A 19,860-nucleotide genomic window follows, 5' to 3' on the forward strand; every position below is an offset into this window, starting at 1 on the left:
GAGAATGGTGAATATCGGCTCAATGATTCGTGGTCTTTTGGGTGACAGCAAACCTGGAAATGCCAAGCCGCTGGAATTAAAGGAAGGACAGGTTGTACGGGGATCTGTCGTTAGTGTTTCGGAGGATGGTGGAGACGCAGTCCTGCAAATTCAGGGGGTACAGGTACGTGCCAAGCTTGAAACACCACTTCGTCCAGGGGAAACCACGCTGCTGCAGGTACAGCCACCTGGAGAGAATGGCGTGACAGTCATGAAGCCGCTGGCAGGTACGCTGTCTGAATTGCCGCAAGCCTCGTTGAACAATCTGCTTCAAGAGGTAGGCCTGCCGGATACCAAGGGGAATCGCGAACTACTGCTCGCCATGCAGCGGAGTGGATTGCCGCTAACGAAGGACAATGTGGCCATGGTTCAAAATATGATGTCCGCCAAACCAATGCAGGTGCCTGTGGAGGAATGGGTGCAGGCGACAGGTATTGCTTTTCAGCGTGGTCTTCCAATCACGGCGGAGACGGTAAAAGGTCTGCATCAGACCGTCTTTGGTCCCCCTCTCCATCAGCTGTTGAATGGGTTAACTGAGCAGTTGGAAACGTACCTTACTCAAAATGCGGGCAAAACAGCTCTGGCGGGAGAGCAGGCAGGTGCACCGAAGTTACCTGTGTCGGGTGGTCTGCCTGTTATGTCAGCTGGAGGGCAGCAGATGGATGATGCGGCAATGTTGCCAACTGGGGGACGTCAAGCGGGAACCCCCGGCCTGTCTGCGCCATTGACCCAAGGTTCACCAGCAGTACCCGCAGGAGCTGTTCCATTGTCGAACAGCGGTACAGCGGAGGCAGGCGCAGGTATGCGAAGCGCGGTACCGACCAGCCCGGGGACAGAGAATGCCGAAGCGGGAATAAAGCCGGGGTCCAGCCAAGCGGAAACGGCTGGAAAGTCAGGGTCAGGCATTCAGGCCGGGACCGGGATTCCTGGAGAGAGCCCGCGCGCTGCTGAAGCGGGTCGCCCCGGTACACTAGGGGCAACGGTTGATCCTGGAGCTGGCCGAGGGCTTGTGGGCCAGCAAGAAGGTGGCGCGGCCGGGCGAACTGATGGCCGCGCTGAAGCGCCTGCTGCTGCGGGTGCCTCGCCCGCAGCGGCGCAAACAGGGCCAGCAGCACCAACGGCAGCACAGCTGGCGCCGAAGCTGCTGGCCCTGCTGGACGCGCTGCGCAGCGCGTCCACTGCCGCACCGGTACAGCCTGGTGCGGCAGCACAGGCCGCCCCTGCATCGCAGGGCGGCCAGGCGGCTGCGGCTGCCGGAGGCGTGCCGCAGCCCTTGCCAGCCGGCGCTGATGCGCCGCCGGCTGGGGGAAGTGCGGCAGCACCTGCGGGCGCTGCCGCATTGCACGCACCTGTCACCCACGAAGGGGACCCGTGGGTGGGGCGCGTGCTGAAGCTGCTCGGTGCGGAGCACGAGCAGCAGGCCGTGCACGGCGCGGCTGCGCAGGCGCGCGTGGGTGAGGCGGCGAGTCCAGGCACCGCGGACTCGCTGAAGGGCTTGCTGCTGCAGCTTGCCAGCAGCGACAGCGCCCCGGCGGCCCTCAAGGAAGCCGCCGGGCAGGCTGTGCAGTATCTGACGGGTCAGCAGTTGTTGCTGACAACGGACCGGGGCTCAACTTTTGCCCAAATGCACTGGTTCATTCCGATTACTGGACCCAATGGGGAAGAAACGGCTTCTGTTCAGATACAATCTCGTCGGGGTCAGCGCGGGGAACTGGATGCATCCAACTGCCGTTTGTGGTTCGATCTGGACATGAGGAGTCTGGGTCCTACACTGGTAGATGTGCATGTCGTCAACAATATTGTTAGCCTGCGGGTGCTCAACGATCGGGAAGGCATGGGTCCGCTTTTGGATAGTGGACGGGAAGTTATCCAGGAGGCGCTGGATAAGCTGGGATACCAATTATTGACCTTCAAAACGGAGCCTTGGCCTGTTGGCCAGGAGCCGGGCGCTGAGCGGAAAATCAGTGCGTCTGATTTCAGCCCTGATCGGTACAAAGGGGTGGATATGCGAGTATGAAAGATGAGCCGCAGCCAGATCTTCTTTCCAAAAAGGCTGTTGCCTTAAAATACGTACCGGGAGAAAGCGAAGCTCCAGTCGTCGTGGCCAAAGGTCGCGGCAAAGTTGCGGAAGCGATCCTGGATAAAGCAAAGGAAAACGGGGTCCCTGTTCAGGAAGATGCTGCATTAGTGGAAGTCTTGTCCAAACTGGATCTGGACGAGCAGATTCCGGCCGAACTGTATCAGCTGGTAGCTGAAGTATTGACCTATATTTATCGCGCGGATCGGCTGGCTTCCGGACGAGAGGGAGAGGATACATGGTGAGCCACTTGCCAGGACCTGGACCTGGGGGACATCTATCCCCAAAACTTACGCGTCAGCAAAAAGGTAAGCTGGGTGAAGAAGCAGCCTGCAGATGGCTGCGTGAGCATGATTATCGAATTATCGAACAAAACTGGCGTTGTCGCCGTGGAGAGATTGATATTATTGCTTCATATGGCGAATTGCTTGTCTTTGTAGAAGTGCGCAGCCGCAGTGGAGCGGGACATTATGGCACACCACAGGAATCAGTGGATGTCCGTAAAATGCAGCAGGTTCGTTCAACGGCAGCTATATACCTTCAACAATCCAGAGAGAAGGAACTTCAAATTCGGTTTGATATGATTGCAGTGATGCTGGATACAACAGGTCGGATCGTAACGATGGATCATATTGTAAATGCGTTTTAATTTATTGAAATTAAATAGTTTGACCATGGTGTTTCTGAAATAGATGTATCCCTAGTGGATTCAAATATATTTTAGAGACACCTTTTATTATTATCCCAAGCAGCCAAACCTGATTGAATTGGCCTTCTTTGAATCTGACGAACAGTTCGTTGTATAATCAAGGATGTAACCAAGCTTATTGCATTTTTGTTTATCATAAAAATCCGTTAAGTTAGCAATTCGATTTGCTACATGGAGAAATATCAATAGGGAGGTAAGTTCGTGACCAAATCGACAAAAACCAATACGATCAATGAAGTCAGAAGTGCCATTCAAAACCGGCGCACCGTCAAGAAATTCAAAAAAGATGCTGTTCCAACAGAACAAATTATTGAGTTGTTGGATACCGCAGTCTGGGCACCTAACCATAAATTGCGTGAGCCATGGAGATTTTTATTGTTTACCGGAGATGGACGGAAGAAGCTTGCTGATGCGATTGAAGCAGAAATGGGCGAAGACAACAAATTCTCAGCCAATATCATGCAAGTTCCATCGATCATGCTTGTGGTTTTGGAAGAAGATCCAAGACAAAATATATGGGACGAAGATTTTGCGGCAGTCAGCGCGCTCGTACAGAATTTTATGCTGGCTGCATGGAGCGAAGACATTGGTACCTTCTGGGTAACCAAACCGTTCCTGTACGCCCCGAAATTCCGCAAACCACTGGGTATTCAAGCGGGTGAAAAGATCATCGGCATGGTGTACATGGGCTATCCGGACGTCATTCCTTCTGCAAAAGAACGCACGCCAGCCAAAGACAAATTGACCCTTTTTGACTAATTAAGACGGATTCCTGTCCATAATTTTATGAAAAAACCGTTCAAGACTCTTTCCAATGAAGGAGCATACTTGGACGGTTTTTTTCAAATGAGTATCTTGTATCTTCGACGTAATTGTTCATTGTCATGTATGTCAGCATTTTGCATCATTCGATTCCACTCGCTCCGGGGTAAAATATATAGACCAATAGGACCATTTTGATCTATATATTGAAGGTTGGAAGTCGATTATTGGATTTATGCAAAATGCTCATGTATTAAATGTTCATTCAAAACAGATTCAGATCCAGCTGCCGATACTGAATCGCCTCAGCTACATGGGAAGTCAAAATTTCACCATCATGGTCCAAATCTGCAATCGTTTGTGCCATTTTGATAATCCGATCATGAGCACGCATGCTCAAGTTAAGTGCCTGTAGGGTGTGCTGGAGCAAATGATCGGCTTCCGCGGGAAGGCGGGCGGTACGACGCAGCAATCTTCCGGATAACTGACTATTCCAACGGACTGAGCTGTTAGCGTATCGTTTGGCCTGAATGTGGTGAGCATGAACAACCTTGGCTTGCATCTCGGCTGAAGTAGGGGAAGGTGCCGCGTTACGCCATTCGCCAGGTGGAGGAACCTCGACCTGAAGATCTATCCGATCCAGCAAAGGTCCCGAGATTTTTGCCCGATAAGCAGCAACGCGTGAAGGGCTGCATATACAGCGCTGATCCTCTGATTGAGCGGACAAGTACCCGCAGGGGCAGGGATTCATGGAGCATGCGAGCATAAACTGGGCCGGAAACGTGAAAGCAGCCCTTGCCCGGCTTATCGTGACAGTATGATCCTCCAGCGGTTGCCGCAATACTTCAAGCACTTGACGATGGAACTCGGGAAGTTCATCAAGGAAAAGAATGCCGCGATGTGCCAGGCTGACTTCACCGGGTTTGGGAATACCACTGCCGCCGATCAGGCCGGAAGTGGATATCGTGTGATGGGGGGAACGAAAGGGACGTTCTGTGACCAAACCGCTTGAGGTTTCTTTCAGTTTTCCTGCAGCACTTAACACTTTGGTTACTTCCAGCGCTTCTTCCTCCGACAGCGGAGGAAGAATGGTGGGCAGACGTTTGATCAGCATTGTTTTCCCTGTCCCGGGTGGGCCCACAAGCAGAATATTATGCATCCCGGCTGCGGCAATCATCAGTGCACGCTTCACATGGTGTTGGCCGAGAACGTCGCTATAGTCTTCCGTGAATGACACAGGTTTCTGAGTCCTCGCATGACTGTTGGTGGAAGAACTTTGTTCATATCCAGGTTTGATGAGATGAGCAAAGCTACCCAAAACAACGGGCCCCGCTGTAGACAGGCCGCCTTCTTTGGTTTTGAAATCAGTCGTGTCTGGTGTGATGTCTTGCAGATGACGAACTCCGTATACGTTTATACCGCTGATCAAAGAAGCTTCTGCCAGATTGTCAGCCGGGAGAAGGACAGAGGTAAAGCCCTGACGTTTGGCCAAATCCACCATGGCGAGTACACCCGGTACTGATCTGACCGAGCCGTCCAACGCGAGTTCACCTAACATGAGTGTTCGCTCCTGAGGTGGCAGTACGAGCTGCCCGCTTGTCATTAGCAATGCCACGGCAATGGCTAGATCGAAAGAAGATCCTTCTTTACGCAGATCAGCAGGGGCCAAATTAATCGTAATCCGCTGCAAAGGGTACTGATAACCACAATTTTTGACGGCTGCACGAACACGCTCTACCGCTTCACGAATAGCCGAATCCGGCAAGCCAATAATGGAAGTCTGGGGCAGTCCGTTGGACAAATCGGTTTCCACTTCAATTAATACCCCGTCAATCCCATATAAACAGGCACTATACAATTTTCCGTACATAATTAAAGAAACACCTCACTCCGTTTTTGGCTCGAATAATACGGGCCAGTCTACGAATTAAGGTGCTTCCTCAGCTTCTATTAAGCATTGTATATAAAAGAAATCAGGGCGTCAACCTGTCTTCATCATTGCTGCATTTCGAACCCTGACTCCTGAATTTTTGGCATTCCCTTCGTAAAAGGATTAGAAATTCATAGTTTGGATTGGATGTATTATTGAAATTTCAATTAATTGCATAATATTTTACACAATTTAATTTAACACAATAAAATAGAAAAGTAAAATTCCTTGTGCTCAATTATTCTGTTTTTTTTCTAATTTGTGATAAGATATATAGAGAGTTTCTAATATGCGCTATAATCATTGCTGTCATTAGGAATTCAATGCACATTAGGCAGGTGAGATCAATATTATGCAAACGGATGCTTTGAAGTTGGATAACCAATTATGCTTTGCCATATATGCTTGTTCACGTGAAATCACGAAGATGTACCAGCCGTATCTTGAAGTACTGGGCGTAACCTACTCGCAGTATTTGGTCTTAATGGTCTTGTGGGAGCGAGAGGAATGCACGGTAAAAGAAATCGGAGAGGCACTGTATTTGGATTCGGGTACATTGACTCCTCTGTTGAAACGTCTGCAGTCAGCCGGACTCATTCATCGTGAACGTTCAGCACAGGATGAGCGTAAAGTGCTTATCACGCTTACCGATTCGGGCAAGGAGCTGCGCAACAAGGCGCTATCCATTCCGAATTCCATTCAGGGAGATGCTTGTCTGAGCAGTTCTGAGTTTGAATCTTTGCTTGGTCAGTTTAAGGGGCTTCTTCAGAAGGTTCATGAAACGAATACCAAAGCAGCTAAAAAATAAACTAAGGCACAGTGAAAGGAAGTAACCTCGGACATATTAGTCCGGGGTTTTTCCAGTTATATCCAAGCATTCACAATATGGGATGATATCCATATCAAAAAGCTGTCTATTAATCATTACTTTTTTAAGGAAAGCGTTTTAAAAACGTGTTACAATGAATTGGGTTTAAGTGAAAATAGTCAACAATTGTCTTTTGGTAGTCAACCAACCCGCCTTGTTGCAGTCATGTTGATAGGAGGATTCGAGAATGAATATCCATGAATATCAAGGAAAAGAAGTACTGAAACAGTATGGAGTTGCCGTTCCTAATGGGAAGGTTGCTTATACAGTCGATGAAGCGGTTGCGGCCGCAGAGGCACTGGGCAGTCCGGTGACTGTAGTCAAAGCGCAAATTCACGCAGGTGGCCGGGGAAAAGCCGGTGGCGTAAAAGTAGCGAAGAGCGCAGAGGAAGTTCGTGCTTATGCTTCCGAAATTCTGGGGAAAGTATTGGTAACACACCAAACTGGACCGGAAGGCAAAGAAGTGAAGCGTCTTTTGATCGAAGAAGGCTGCGATATCCGCAAAGAGTATTACGTGGGTGTTGTGGTTGACCGTGCAACGGGCCGAGTTGTTATGATGGCTTCCGAAGAAGGCGGTACCGAGATCGAGGAAGTGGCTGAAGCTACTCCTGAGAAAATTTTCAAAGAAGTTATCGACCCTGCAATTGGATTGCAAGTATTCCAAGCGCGTAAATTGGCTTACAGCATTCGCATTCCGAACGAGCTGGTGAACAAAGCAGTTAAATTTATGCTTGCATTGTACACTGCCTTTGTTGAAAAAGATTGCTCCATCGCCGAGATTAATCCTCTTGTTGTAACTGGAGATGGAAACGTTATCGCGCTGGATGCTAAATTGAACTTTGATTCCAACGCCTTGTTCCGTCACAAGGACATTCTGGAGCTGCGCGACCTGGATGAAGAAGACGAAAAAGAAATCGAGGCTTCCAAATACGACCTCAGCTACATAGCACTTGATGGCAACATCGGCTGTATGGTTAACGGTGCGGGACTTGCGATGGCTACGATGGATATCATCAAATACTACGGTGGTGACCCGGCCAACTTCCTTGATGTTGGGGGCGGTGCAACAACGGAGAAAGTGACAGAGGCATTTAAAATCATTCTGTCTGATGCCAAAGTGGCGGGTATCTTCGTTAACATTTTCGGCGGCATTATGCGCTGTGATGTCATTGCGAACGGTGTCGTTGAAGCGGCGAAGCAGCTTGGTCTCACGAAACCGCTGGTTGTTCGTCTTGAAGGAACGAATGTGGAGCTTGGCAAACAGATTTTGGGTGAATCCGGCCTGAATATTGTTCCTGCTGATTCCATGGCTGACGGTGCACAAAAAATTGTTGCCCTCGTAAAATAAGTTCATTCCTGGGCCATTTATATCAATCCAAAGAGCGGTTCGCAATCTTCATGAATTGGATCGGAATGCTTCAGTCCGTCTAATTCATGTCCCCGCTAGCGATGGAATCGAATGATATAAATTGCTTCCTTAGTTCCGGAACGATCCGGAACTTGAAAAATAACCGTAAGGATGTGAAGCAACGTGAGTATTTTGATTGATAAAAATACAAAAGTCATTACGCAAGGCATTACGGGTTCAACGGGAATGTTCCACACGAAGGGCGCATTGGATTACGGAACCCAGATGGTAGGCGGTGTGACGCCAGGTAAAGGCGGAACCAATGTTGATATCACACTGGAAAATGGCCAAGTGGTTAGTCTTCCGGTATTTAATACGGTACAAGAAGCGAAGGAAGCAACAGGTGCAACAGCGAGCGTTATTTATGTTCCACCGGCGTTTGCTGCAGATTCCATCATGGAAGCTGTTGATGCCGAGCTTGATCTCGTAATCTGTATTACAGAAGGTATTCCTGTCCTTGACATGGTCAAGGTAGACCGTTTCATGGATGGCAAAAAAACAGTTCTGATTGGACCAAACTGTCCTGGCGTGATTACACCGGGTGAATGTAAAATCGGAATTATGCCTGGATACATCCATATGGCGGGACATGTTGGTGTCGTTTCCCGTAGTGGAACGCTCACGTATGAAGCCGTTCATCAATTGACTACGCGCGGTATTGGGCAGTCTTCAGCTGTGGGAATCGGGGGAGACCCTGTAAAAGGCTCCGAATTCATTGATATCCTGAAACGTTTCAATGAAGATCCACAGACCCATGCGGTCATTATGATTGGTGAGATCGGTGGTACAGCTGAGGAAGATGCTGCAGAGTGGGTACGAGACAATATGACGAAACCGGTGGTTGGCTTTATCGGGGGCGTTACAGCGCCTCCAGGCAAACGGATGGGTCATGCAGGTGCCATTATCTCAGGAGGTAAAGGCACAGCCAAGGAAAAAATTGCAAAGCTTGAATCCTGTGGTATTAAAGTTGCGCCTACACCAGCTGAGATGGGTTCCACACTGGTAAGCGTGCTTGAAGAACGCGGTATTCTGAATTTGTGCACGACACATTAATTCTTTTCCGTTATAATAGTAGAAACGGTTCAGAGATGCTGTTTACTCTGATAACCGACTATTGTGATACGGAAAAGGTAAGCAACCTTTTGTCCCTAATCAGGGCGAAGGGTTGCTTTTTTGCGTTGTGTTGCTTGCCAAATGAGGGTGGTGAACAGCTCCTGTCAAAGTAAACGCTTGCATTCTGTGGTCACAACCTACACAATATGAGGGAAGTGTTCTTCCCGACCGGGAGGTCTATATTATGGAAGAAAGTTGGATTTTGTTCGGTTTGCATGAGATGGATGGTGTTGGGAAGAGAACAATCTCGAAATTAATGTCAGGGCAGCATATCCTTACGGATCTCCTAAATTATGAAGAAGGAGACTGGCTGCAAGCAGGTTTGCGCAAAGACCAAGCCAGCAGACTCGCCAAAAGTTTTCATATGGATTGGATTGAGCAAAGACGGGAATTGGTTTATAAACAAGGAATTCAGGTTATTACCTATCTGGATGAAGATTACCCCATATTAATGAAGGAAACCGTTCAGCCACCCTGGGTTATATACGGTCGTGGTGACATGGATTTGCTGCATACAAAGGCTATTGCGATGGTAGGCACCCGAATGCCTACAGTCTATGGGCGCAAAGTAGGGGAAAAGCTGACGGCAGAATTTTGCGGTGCAGGGTTAACCATTGTAAGTGGACTGGCCAGAGGAATTGATAGCGTGTGTCATGAGGCAGCTCTCCGAGCAGGTGGTAGAACGATTGCAGTCTTTGGCACAGGTATTGATAGAATCTATCCACCCGAGAATAAGGTGTTAGCTGAGCGGATTGCCGAAACAGGTCTGCTATTGTCGGAATATCCACCAGGGACACGTGCTCATCAGGGATTATTTCCGGAACGTAATCGAATTATTGCGGGCTTGACACTTGGCACACTGGTCGTAGAAGCAGATATACGCAGTGGTTCATTGATTACTGCAGATGCAGCGTTGGAGGCGGGCAGGGATGTTTTTGCAGTTCCTGGTCCAATCACATCTCCTAAGAGTCGTGGCGCTCATAACCTCATTCGTCAGGGGGCAAAATTGGTCACTTGTGCAGACGATCTGCTTGAAGAGTATCGAATGGACTTGCCAAATCCCGAACAACTTCCTTACAATAGAGGACGTTCCCCTGAAAACGGAGATGATCACAAACCGGGTTTGTTCCCTGAGGTAAGTCTCTCATCGGATGAGAAGCGGATCATCTCAATCCTAGAGCAGGACGAAAGATCTTTGGATCAACTCGTAGAGCAGCTCGGTTGGGATTTTGGACATTTGCATTCAGTTCTGTTATCTTTAATCATAAAAAAGCAGATTAGCCAATTACCTGGAACAAAATATGCAAGGGTATGACAATGCTGTGACCAAGCGGCATGTGAAAATAGATTATTAACGGAAGTTATTGAATTGCTGATAAGCATGACAAGATTTAAGCAGTTTCATGACTGAGAGGAGGATGAACCTATGGCGGATTCACTCGTAATCGTGGAGTCGCCCTCAAAGGCGAAGACAATCGGCAAGTATTTAGGCAGCAAGTTCATCGTGAAAGCTTCGATGGGACATGTGCGCGATTTGCCGAAAAGTCAGATCGGCGTTGAGGTGGAAAATGATTTTAATCCGAAATATATTACGATCCGCGGCAAAGGTTCGATTTTGAAAGAACTGAAGGATGCACGAAAGAAAGTGAAAAAAGTGTATCTCGCAGCTGACCCGGATCGCGAAGGCGAGGCTATTGCATGGCATTTGGCTCATGCACTTGAACTGGATGACACGGAAGATTGCCGGGTTGTCTTTAATGAAATTACGAAACAGGCGGTCAAAGATGCGTTCAAAACACCGCGCAAGATCAATATGGATCTGGTGAATGCGCAGCAGGCGAGACGTATTTTGGATCGGCTTGTTGGATATAAAATTAGTCCACTATTATGGAAGAAAGTCAAAAAAGGATTATCTGCAGGACGCGTTCAGTCGGTGGCTGTCAAAATCATTTTGGATCGTGAAAATGAAATAGACGACTTTGTTCCAGAAGAGTACTGGAGCATTACGGCGAAACTCACCGCAGATGGCAATCCGTTTGAAGCCAAGTTTCATCAGTTGAACGGTGCAAAAACCGAACTGGGAAGCGAAGCTGAAGTCCAAGCCATTTTAAAACAGATTGAGAATGCGGATTTTACCGTCAAGGAAGTGAAAGAGAAAGAACGCAGCCGGAACCCTTCCGCTCCGTTTACCACAAGTTCCTTGCAGCAGGAAGCTGCACGGAAATTGAATTTCAGGGCTTCCAAAACGATGTCCGTGGCTCAACAGCTCTATGAAGGTGTAGACCTCGGAAAAGAAGGCACAGTGGGTCTCATTACGTATATGCGTACAGACTCCACCCGGATTGCGGCATCAGCCCAGGAAGAAGCCAAGGAATACATTATCGGCAAGTATGGGGAAGCTTTTGCGCCTGAGACGCCAAGAAATTATTCCAAAAAAGCAGCAAATGCACAGGATGCTCACGAAGCTATTCGTCCAACATCCATTCTGCGTGATCCTGACTCCATCAAGTCCTTTATGAGCCGTGATCAATTCAGACTATATAAACTGGTATGGGAGCGCTTCGTGGCCAGCCAGATGTCTTCCGCTATTCTGGACACACTCTCTGTGGATATCGCAGCCGGAGATACTATTTTCCGTGCAGCAGGCTCCAAAGTCCGCTTTCAGGGCTTCATGAAGGTTTATGTGGAAGGAAACGACGATGGTACTACTGAAGAAGATCGTTTGCTGCCTCCATTGAAAAGTGGGGATCTGCTGGAGAAACAGGAGATAGAGCCGAAGCAGCACTTCACACAACCACCGCCACGTTATACGGAAGCGAGACTCGTTCGTACGCTGGAAGAGCTGGGCATAGGGCGTCCAAGTACATATGCGCCAACCCTGGAAACCATTCAAAAGCGTGGATATGTTGCAATCGAAGAGAAAAAATTCATGCCGACCGAGCTGGGAGAGCTGGTCATCGAACAGATGGAAGAGTTTTTTCCCGAAATTCTGAATGTAGAGTTCACAGCCAATATGGAAGGTGATCTTGACCACGTGGAAGAAGGTTCGGAAGACTGGGTCAAAGTACTTGCTGAATTTTACGAATCATTCGAAAAACGGCTCGAGTTCGCAGAAGAAGAAATGAAAGAAATTGAGATTGAAGATGAAGTCTCGGATGAAATCTGTGAAAAATGCGGCAAGCCGCTTGTGTACAAACTGGGCCGATTCGGCAAGTTTCTTGCGTGCTCCGGATTCCCGGATTGCCGGAATACCAAACCGATTATCAAGGATATCGGCGTAACTTGTCCGAAATGTAAGGAAGGGCATGTTGTGGAGCGTCGCAGTAAAAAAGGACGCATTTTCTATGGTTGTGACAAGTATCCTGAGTGTGATTTTGTATCTTGGGATAAACCGTCAGCCAAACCTTGCCCAAGTTGCGGTTCTCTCATGATTGAGAAACGTAACAAACAGGGAACGCGTTTGCAATGTACTTCCTGTGACCATCAGGAGCCGGTTGAAGAACCGGAAGAAGAAACAGCGGATTAGCATATATGGGGGTAAATGATTTTGACGAATGAACAAGTAGTAACTGTAATTGGGGCCGGGCTGGCCGGTACTGAAGCAGCTTGGCAAATTGCAAGTCGCGGCGTACGTGTGAAGCTATACGAGATGAGACCGGTTGTAAAAACGCCGGCTCATCATACAGATAAATTTGCAGAACTGGTGTGCAGTAATTCGCTGCGTGCCAATGGTTTAACGAATGCAGTCGGCGTACTGAAAGAAGAAATGAGAATGCTGAATTCCCTGGTGCTGGGTGCAGCGGATCGCAATGCGGTTCCTGCCGGAGGAGCACTTGCTGTGGACCGCGATGGATTCTCGGGAGAGATTACTTCAACGCTTCATCAACATCCACTCATTGAAGTAGTAAATGAAGAACTGACCTCATTGCCGGAGGATGGCATTGTTGTCGTTGCCACAGGTCCATTGACTTCACCTGCATTATCTGAACAAATCAAGTCGCTGATGGGTGAGGAGTACTTCTATTTCTACGATGCGGCTGCACCGATTATTGAAAAAGATTCCATTGATATGAACAAAGTTTACCTCGCTTCCCGTTATGACAAAGGTGAGGCGGCTTACTTAAACTGCCCGATGACAGAAGAAGAGTTTGATGTATTTTATGATGCTCTGATTACGGCAGAGGTTGCCCAATTGAAGGAATTTGAAAAGGAAATCTACTTTGAAGGCTGCATGCCAATCGAAGTCATGATGAAACGCGGGAAACAAACTGCTCTGTTTGGACCGATGAAACCAGTAGGTTTGGTAAACCCGCATACAGGAGAATTACCTCATGCGGTTGTTCAGCTCAGACAGGACAATGCGGCAGGTACGCTGTACAACCTGGTCGGATTCCAGACGCATCTGAAATGGGGAGAACAGAAACGGGTATTTTCTCTGATTCCCGGTCTGGAGAATGCTGAGTTTGTGCGTTATGGTGTGATGCACCGCAATACGTTTATCAATTCTCCCAAACTGCTTCGTCCAACGTATCAATTCAAAGACCGTCCAAACCTGTTCTTTGCAGGCCAGATGACAGGTGTGGAAGGATATGTTGAATCTGCTGCATCGGGACTGATTGCAGGTATGAATGCGGCCAAAGCGGCACTCGGGCAGGAACTTGTTGTGTTGCCTGTAGAGACGACTCTGGGAAGTATGGCCCAGTATATTACAACGGCTGATTTCAAACACTTCCAACCGATGAATGCCAACTTTGGATTGCTGCCAAAATTGGAGACGAAGATTCGTAACAAAAAAGAAAAAAATGAAGCTCTTGCACAGCGCGCGCTGGATGGTATTGCCCGTTTTGCTGCTGCAGAAGGTCTAACTGTTCCGGAACGCGTATAAATTATATTCGTGGGAGGAGGCTGAAATCGTGGATATGTCATTTCACGCTACAACGATCTGCGCAGTTCGTCATAATGGCAAGGCAGCGATTGCCGGAGATGGTCAAGTGACCATGGGGCAAAGTGTTGTCATGAAAAATACGGCCAAGAAGGTAAGACGTTTGTATCGCGGACAGGTAGTGGCCGGTTTTGCTGGTTCCGTAGCGGATGCTATTACCCTGTTCGAGAAGTTTGAGGGCAAGCTGGAGGAGCATCACGGTAATTTGCAGCGTGCTGCGGTAGAACTTGCCAAGGACTGGCGCCAAGATCGGATTTTGCGCAAACTCGAAGCGTTGCTTATCGTGATGGATAAGACAGGAATGCTGCTGATCTCTGGTGGAGGCGAAATTATTGAGCCAGATGACGACGTGATCGCGATTGGTTCAGGAGGCAACTTCGCCCTGTCCGCTGCGCGTGCTTTAAAACGTCATGCGACGGACCTGGAGGCAAAAGACATTGCCCGTGAGTCACTGCAGATCGCAGCTGAGTTATGTGTGTATACCAACAATAATATTATTGTAGAAGAGCTGTAAAATAACCCCGCAAAATGTAACATGGACTATGGCCTTCAGGGCTATTCCTATCAATTTGCGGGGTTATCCCTAATTTTGATAACATATTTTCAAGCAGGAATTTAAGTAGACTGGTAGGAGGGAAGCGAAAATGCTAACACAGGCATTAACACCCAGACAAATCGTTGCAGAGCTTGATAAATATATTGTAGGTCAGAAACAGGCCAAAAAATCGGTGGCTGTTGCCCTTCGTAATCGATATCGCCGAAGCCTTTTGCCAGAGCATACCCAGGATGATATTGTACCTAAGAATATACTGATGATTGGACCCACAGGTGTAGGTAAAACCGAAATTGCCCGCCGGTTGGCTAAACTGGTGGGAGCCCCGTTTGTAAAGGTGGAAGCGACGAAATTCACGGAAGTGGGTTATGTTGGTCGGGATGTTGAATCCATGATTCGTGACCTGATCGAAACGTCCATGCGGATGGTCAAACAGGAACGGACTGAAAAGGTGAAAGATAAGGCCGAAGAAGCTGCCAATGAGCGGATCGTACATATTCTGGCTCCTTCCCAATCCAAGTCCAAAAATCAACGTAATCCGTTTGAAATGATATTTGGGAATAACGGAAACAATTCACCTGAACAGGAAGAGCCCGAGCCGGACACCAATGTCGCTGAGCGACGTCGCAAGATCAAATTTGATCTGTTATCCGGCAAGCTGGAGGAAGACATCATTGAAATCGATGTTGAAGACACTGCGCCGAATATGATGGATATGTTTGCAGGTCAGGGGAATGACCAGATGGGCATGAATATGCAGGAGATGTTTGGCAGCCTTTTGCCACGTCGTACGAAAAAACGCAAGCTGCCCATTAAGGAAGCTCGTAAAGTTCTGACTCAGGAAGAAGCAGGGAAACTGATCGATATGGATGATGTCACACAAGAGTCCATTCGCCGAGCAGAACAAACGGGTATTATATTCATTGATGAGATTGATAAGGTAGCCAGCCAGGGACGTGGAAGCGGTCCAGATGTATCCCGTGAAGGGGTACAGCGGGACATTTTGCCTATCGTGGAAGGTTCCACGGTCATGACCAAGTACGGACCTGTCAAAACGGATTATATTCTGTTTATGGCGGCTGGCGCATTTCATGTAGCTAAACCCTCGGACCTTATTCCGGAGCTTCAGGGACGATTCCCAATTCGTGTGGAGTTGAACAGTCTATCCTTGGAAGAATTTGTGTCTATCCTGACTGAACCTCAAAATGCATTAACCAAACAGTATGTCGATTTGCTGCGTACTGAAAATATCGAAATTGAGTTTTCGGATGAGGCAATCCGTGAGATTGCCAAGCTGGCCGAGTCGGTGAACCAAAATACGGAGAACATAGGTGCACGTCGACTGCATACGATTCTGGAGAAACTTCTTGAGGATTTGTCCTATGAGGCTCCTGAACTTACTCTGGAGCGAATGGTCATCACTCCGGAGTATGTGCGTGAGAAATTGAATGATATTGCACTGGATCGTGATCTGAGTCAGTATATTCTGTAACAGATTTATCTCTGAAATAAGCATAATTTAAACAAAAGATTAGTGTAATGGTGGTATTCACTGTGTTCGTAAGAATGAGACGACTATTCGGATTCAAGGATGGATTTCCTGATCTGTTGGTGGGTGTCTTATCTTTACACCAGGTGGATATCGCCTATTTTTATTCTAGTCTAATGGATTTCTACAAATATGCCGATAATAGAGTGGAGTTGCAATTGAAGCCGGGAAAAAGTAGGACTTGTGCCGCAGTTGTTAGTGGTGGAAAATGAATAAATACAAAACTGTCCATGTGTTTGAATGGATCTATTTCCAATTAAAGGTTGTTTGTTTTATCCAAGTCTGGTCATCGGTTTAATTACAATGACGAGAAAATTTGCGCAAATACGCAAAAAGTCGAGAACGACGATATTCAGATGTAGTGAAATATTTTCGTTGACTTCCAGGTTTACAGGAATCTTTAATTGTTAAAAAAGTGTTGTGTAATAACAAGGTAAACAAGTGGAACACATTGTTCAAGTTGTCAATTATTTAGTACATAGAATGAATCATTATAGAATTCAAGTGAATAAAAAGCTTATTATAACGGCAAAAATTGCTAACACAATTCAGAGAGATTTTCCCAAATGTATGTACGACAGGTGATATAGCCATATGGAGAAGATGGAAGAATCCTTTATAAATTTTAAAAATGTTTAAGCGTGTGTTTTGTAGATGTGAACTTGATTTTGTTTTGGGCCTCAACATTTGCGAAAAAATTCATAATTTACAGAAAATACACAAAAAGCCCTGTCTTTCAGAAAAGATAGGGCTTTTTTCTTATTGTAATAAATGCCAATCTCGAAGAAACTTATGTTATACGACAACATCAGAGTTAATTCTACTTAAGTCCTAGAAAAATGCGAAATGGCGAATGTTTTTGTCGAAAAACATAAGCGATTTTACGGGGAAAGGATTCAATCTTTTTCCATAATTTCTAAGGAGAGGAGGGAAAACATGAATCTTTTGAATGATATTAGCTTTAAAAGATTGCAAGGTGCACTCGATGCGTCCAACACCAGACAACAAACGATTGCAGACAACATTGCGAATGCTGACACCCCGTATTACAAGCGTTCTGACGTTTCTTTCGAAGAAATTTTACAGCAACAAACGAACGGAGATATGCCAGTTCTTAAAGGAAAAGTGACGGACTCAAGGCATTTTGTCATAGGACCTTCCTCTTCCGTTCCTACACCCGTAGTTACAATGGATCAGTCGACATCCATGAATAACAACCAGAATAATGTCGATATCGACAAAGAAATGAGTCTTCTGGCCGAGAACCAGTTGCGTTACAACGCTTATATTCAACAAGTGAATGAACAGATTAAAATGATGCGTGTTGGAGTGGAAGGGAGATAGATTAGGTGAATATCAGCAACAGTTTTAGCATTAGTTCCTCAGCCTTGACAGCCCAACGCTTGAGGATGGACGTAATATCTTCAAACATCGCTAATGCAGAGACGACTCGCGCCAGTGTAGCCAATGGTGAAGCAGTTCCTTACAAAAGGAAAATGGTTGTGCTTGAACCAAACAAAACTTCGTTTAGCAGCATCTTACAGAATCAGATGGGCAATAAGGCTTCTGGTGAAGGAGTTAGAGTATCAGAGATTCGTGAAGATCAGTCTCCTCTGAAACCTGTATATGATCCTTCCCACCCGGATGCCAACGCTGAAGGTTATGTGTACATGCCGAATGTGGATATTGCAAAAGAGATGGTTGACATGATCTCGGCATCTCGTTCTTATGAGGCAAACGTAACAGCATTGAACTCAACTAAAGCGATGATAACAAAAGCTTTGGAGATAGGAAGATAGATTGCAACAAGGGCAATGAGCGTTTTTTCATTTAATAAGAGGATAAGGGGAGGGACATTAATGATTCAGAACAACATGTTTAACACACAGGTGGTTCAACCATTACAGATGCAAAATGCTTCGGTTAGCAAACCATCGACACCAGCCGAAACCATCCAAAGCTTCGGTACATACTTACAAGAGGCATTAGGGTCTGTGGCTGCACAGGAGTCCCAAGCGCATGAAATGTCTAATCAATTTTTATTGGGGAATGTGAACGTGGATCAAGTAATGATTTCTTCAGAACAGGCCCTGTTGAGTCTGCAACTCACGACTCAAGTCCGAAACAAAGTAGTCGAAGCGTATCAGGAGATTATGCGTACGCAAATGTAAAAAGAGCATGCTTGCGCTTCGATAACAGCGCTGATCATTACAACAAGCAGCTGCGATGCTGCTCCTGAATCTTAATTAAGTGCTTACTAATAGGAGTACTGTAAATTACTCAGGACAGACTAAGCAAAGTTTCGGATGGGGTGACAGAGTGAATGAGAGAATTGCCCAGTACAGGGATAAAGCAACCCAGTATTGGAATAGCTTCAGCAAAAAACAGAAAGTATTACTGGTTTCCACCTTTTTATTCTTAATTCTGGCGGCTGTTGTATTAACGATGCAATTGTCCAAAACAGAATATGAAGTTGCATTTACCGATTTGAATGCTAGTGACTCCGCAGGAGTTATTAATTACCTGGATTCATCAAGTATCCCCTACAAGTTAAGTGCAGACGGGAAAACCATATCGGTACCGAGCACGGATGTTGCACTTGCAAAAGTGAACATCGGATCACAGGGGATTATTCAAAATGGTTCATTGGGTTACAAATCATTCGAGGAATCCTCATCACCAATCGGGATGACGGACAAAGAATTCGATGTAAAGTATAACAATGCGATAAACGGAGAAGTGGAACAATTACTTCAGCGCATGCAAGGCATACAAGACGCCAAAGTTTTGGTCAACATGCCCAAGGATAACATCTTTGCCGGCCTTGAAGAGCAGGACAAAGCATCAGCTTCCGTAGCATTGCAGTTTAAACCGGGATATCACCCGAATCAGGCAGCAGTTGACGGATACTTTAATTTGGTAAAGACGGCTATTCCCAACCTGCCGATCGAAAATATTACGATCACTAACACGGATGAAGCCGAGTTAATTCCAACGGCTCGTGGTGGCAGCGGCGGATTATCTTCTGAAGTCCAAGAAAACATGGCTTTGCAGAAGAAGTTCGAAAATGACGTTCGTAATAATGTAAAACAATTTCTTTCACAAATCGTAGGCGAAGACAAAGTAAATGTACTGGTAGCTTCCAAGCTTAACTTCGATAAAGTGACAAGCAAAGAAAATCTGGTTACACCTGTCGATGAAGAAAACATGAAGGGCATCGAGATCAGTGTGCAGGAGATTCAAAAGAGTTATACAGGTGCTAGCACGCCAACAGGCGGTGTCGCAGGAACTGGGCAAGAAGAAGTTCCGGGGTATCCTTCAACGGATGCAACGGGGAATTCTACCTCTGAGGAATCATCAAGCACTGTCAACTATGAAGTGAATCGAATTGCCAAAGATATCATTTCCAGTCCTTACACTGTAAAAGATTTAACCATTAACGTGGCGGTTGAACCACCTGAAGGACAAACAGAATTACAACAACCTGTTCAGGATGCCATTGAAAACATTTTGGTGAATATCGTTCGAGCTTCACTTGCAGATTCAGGTGATGCAATAACAGACGCAGATCTGACCAAGAAAGTCTCGGTTATCTCCCAAGGCTTCCAAACTGCAGCAGCTGCAGAGACAGGATTCCAGCTTTCGACAGGCATGATGTGGGGTATAGGAGCGCTGGTGGCAGCGTTAATCGCAGCAGTCGTTATCCTGCTCGTACGTCGTCGACGCAAACAAAACGAAGAGGAAGAAGAAGAGATTCCTCTCCCAGTAGCAACAGAGTTCCCGTCCATTACGTTGGACAGTGTAACGAACGAAAGTCAAGTGCGCAAACAATTGGAGAGTTTGGCGAAGAAAAAGCCGGACGAATTCGTCAATCTGCTGCGTACGTGGCTGGCTGACGAATAGAGGTGAA

The 19,860-nt window shown here is 46.8% G+C and carries 17 protein-coding genes; 16 read left to right on the forward strand and 1 reads right to left on the reverse strand.

Annotated elements, in window-relative coordinates:
- Nucleotides 1-4 precede the first annotated feature (4 nt).
- The 4 genes from AAIH57_RS00785 to AAIH57_RS00800 all read left to right on the forward strand — a co-directional run bounded on the left by AAIH57_RS00785 (nucleotide 5) and on the right by AAIH57_RS00800 (nucleotide 3,584).
- Nucleotides 5-2,056, forward strand: coding sequence for a DNA ligase (locus tag AAIH57_RS00785; protein ID WP_430020249.1), 2,052 nt, complete (start codon nucleotides 5-7; stop codon nucleotides 2,054-2,056).
- Nucleotides 2,053-2,361 (forward strand): EscU/YscU/HrcU family type III secretion system export apparatus switch protein, encoded by a 309-nt coding sequence (locus tag AAIH57_RS00790; protein WP_110822623.1) that lies wholly within the window; start codon nucleotides 2,053-2,055, stop codon nucleotides 2,359-2,361. Before AAIH57_RS00785 ends, AAIH57_RS00790 begins: the two co-directional genes overlap by 4 nt.
- Entirely contained in the window at nucleotides 2,355-2,765 is a 411-nt protein-coding gene (locus tag AAIH57_RS00795) for a YraN family protein (RefSeq protein WP_430020250.1), read from the forward strand. The genes AAIH57_RS00790 and AAIH57_RS00795 overlap by 7 nt, the downstream gene beginning before the upstream one ends.
- A gap of 261 nt (nucleotides 2,766-3,026) precedes the next feature.
- Nucleotides 3,027-3,584 carry a nitroreductase family protein gene (locus tag AAIH57_RS00800; RefSeq protein ID WP_175396083.1) on the forward strand — a complete coding sequence of 186 codons (558 nt, stop codon included), beginning with the start codon at nucleotides 3,027-3,029 and terminating at the stop codon, nucleotides 3,582-3,584.
- 268 nt (nucleotides 3,585-3,852) lie between these two features.
- Here the strand turns inward: AAIH57_RS00800 and AAIH57_RS00805 are convergent, their stop codons facing one another.
- Nucleotides 3,853-5,457, reverse strand: coding sequence for a YifB family Mg chelatase-like AAA ATPase (locus AAIH57_RS00805; RefSeq protein WP_430020251.1), 1,605 nt, complete (start codon nucleotides 5,455-5,457; stop codon nucleotides 3,853-3,855).
- A 412-nt stretch (nucleotides 5,458-5,869) separates the two neighbouring features.
- Between AAIH57_RS00805 and AAIH57_RS00810 the strand changes: the two genes are divergently transcribed.
- From AAIH57_RS00810 to fliF, 12 genes are all read left to right on the forward strand, one after another.
- On the forward strand, nucleotides 5,870-6,325 hold the full coding sequence (locus AAIH57_RS00810; protein ID WP_175396081.1) for a MarR family winged helix-turn-helix transcriptional regulator: 456 nt from the start codon (nucleotides 5,870-5,872) through the stop codon (nucleotides 6,323-6,325).
- A 247-nt stretch (nucleotides 6,326-6,572) separates the two neighbouring features.
- On the forward strand, nucleotides 6,573-7,733 hold the full coding sequence (sucC, locus tag AAIH57_RS00815; protein WP_175396080.1) for an ADP-forming succinate--CoA ligase subunit beta: 1,161 nt from the start codon (nucleotides 6,573-6,575) through the stop codon (nucleotides 7,731-7,733).
- 183 nt (nucleotides 7,734-7,916) lie between these two features.
- Nucleotides 7,917-8,846: a succinate--CoA ligase subunit alpha gene (gene sucD, locus AAIH57_RS00820; protein WP_175396079.1), complete on the forward strand. Its 930-nt coding sequence runs from the start codon at nucleotides 7,917-7,919 to the stop codon at nucleotides 8,844-8,846.
- Between the two features lie 244 nt (nucleotides 8,847-9,090).
- Nucleotides 9,091-10,221, forward strand: coding sequence for a DNA-processing protein DprA (gene dprA / locus AAIH57_RS00825; protein ID WP_430020252.1), 1,131 nt, complete (start codon nucleotides 9,091-9,093; stop codon nucleotides 10,219-10,221).
- A gap of 111 nt (nucleotides 10,222-10,332) precedes the next feature.
- Nucleotides 10,333-12,432, forward strand: coding sequence for a type I DNA topoisomerase (gene topA, locus AAIH57_RS00830; RefSeq protein WP_413033967.1), 2,100 nt, complete (start codon nucleotides 10,333-10,335; stop codon nucleotides 12,430-12,432).
- A 15-nt stretch (nucleotides 12,433-12,447) separates the two neighbouring features.
- Nucleotides 12,448-13,791, forward strand: coding sequence for an FADH(2)-oxidizing methylenetetrahydrofolate--tRNA-(uracil(54)-C(5))-methyltransferase TrmFO (gene trmFO, locus AAIH57_RS00835; RefSeq protein WP_376768958.1), 1,344 nt, complete (start codon nucleotides 12,448-12,450; stop codon nucleotides 13,789-13,791).
- A gap of 28 nt (nucleotides 13,792-13,819) precedes the next feature.
- On the forward strand, nucleotides 13,820-14,362 hold the full coding sequence (gene hslV / locus AAIH57_RS00840) for an ATP-dependent protease subunit HslV (protein WP_312884293.1): 543 nt from the start codon (nucleotides 13,820-13,822) through the stop codon (nucleotides 14,360-14,362).
- Between the two features lie 130 nt (nucleotides 14,363-14,492).
- Entirely contained in the window at nucleotides 14,493-15,893 is a 1,401-nt protein-coding gene (gene hslU, locus AAIH57_RS00845) for an ATP-dependent protease ATPase subunit HslU (protein WP_175396075.1), read from the forward strand.
- A 993-nt stretch (nucleotides 15,894-16,886) separates the two neighbouring features.
- Nucleotides 16,887-17,294 carry a flagellar basal body rod protein FlgB gene (gene flgB, locus AAIH57_RS00850; RefSeq protein WP_175396074.1) on the forward strand — a complete coding sequence of 136 codons (408 nt, stop codon included), beginning with the start codon at nucleotides 16,887-16,889 and terminating at the stop codon, nucleotides 17,292-17,294.
- 5 nt (nucleotides 17,295-17,299) lie between these two features.
- Nucleotides 17,300-17,749: a flagellar basal body rod protein FlgC gene (flgC, locus tag AAIH57_RS00855; protein WP_175396073.1), complete on the forward strand. Its 450-nt coding sequence runs from the start codon at nucleotides 17,300-17,302 to the stop codon at nucleotides 17,747-17,749.
- Between the two features lie 60 nt (nucleotides 17,750-17,809).
- Nucleotides 17,810-18,121, forward strand: a complete 312-nt coding sequence (fliE, locus tag AAIH57_RS00860) for a flagellar hook-basal body complex protein FliE (protein WP_175396072.1) — start codon at nucleotides 17,810-17,812, stop codon at nucleotides 18,119-18,121.
- A 148-nt stretch (nucleotides 18,122-18,269) separates the two neighbouring features.
- Nucleotides 18,270-19,853 carry a flagellar basal-body MS-ring/collar protein FliF gene (gene fliF / locus AAIH57_RS00865; RefSeq protein ID WP_175396071.1) on the forward strand — a complete coding sequence of 528 codons (1,584 nt, stop codon included), beginning with the start codon at nucleotides 18,270-18,272 and terminating at the stop codon, nucleotides 19,851-19,853.
- Nucleotides 19,854-19,860: the final 7 nt, after the last annotated feature.

This window comes from Paenibacillus sp. MABNR03 (assembly GCF_050455445.1).
GTDB classification, from domain to species: Bacteria; Bacillota; Bacilli; order Paenibacillales; family Paenibacillaceae; genus Paenibacillus; species Paenibacillus xylanilyticus.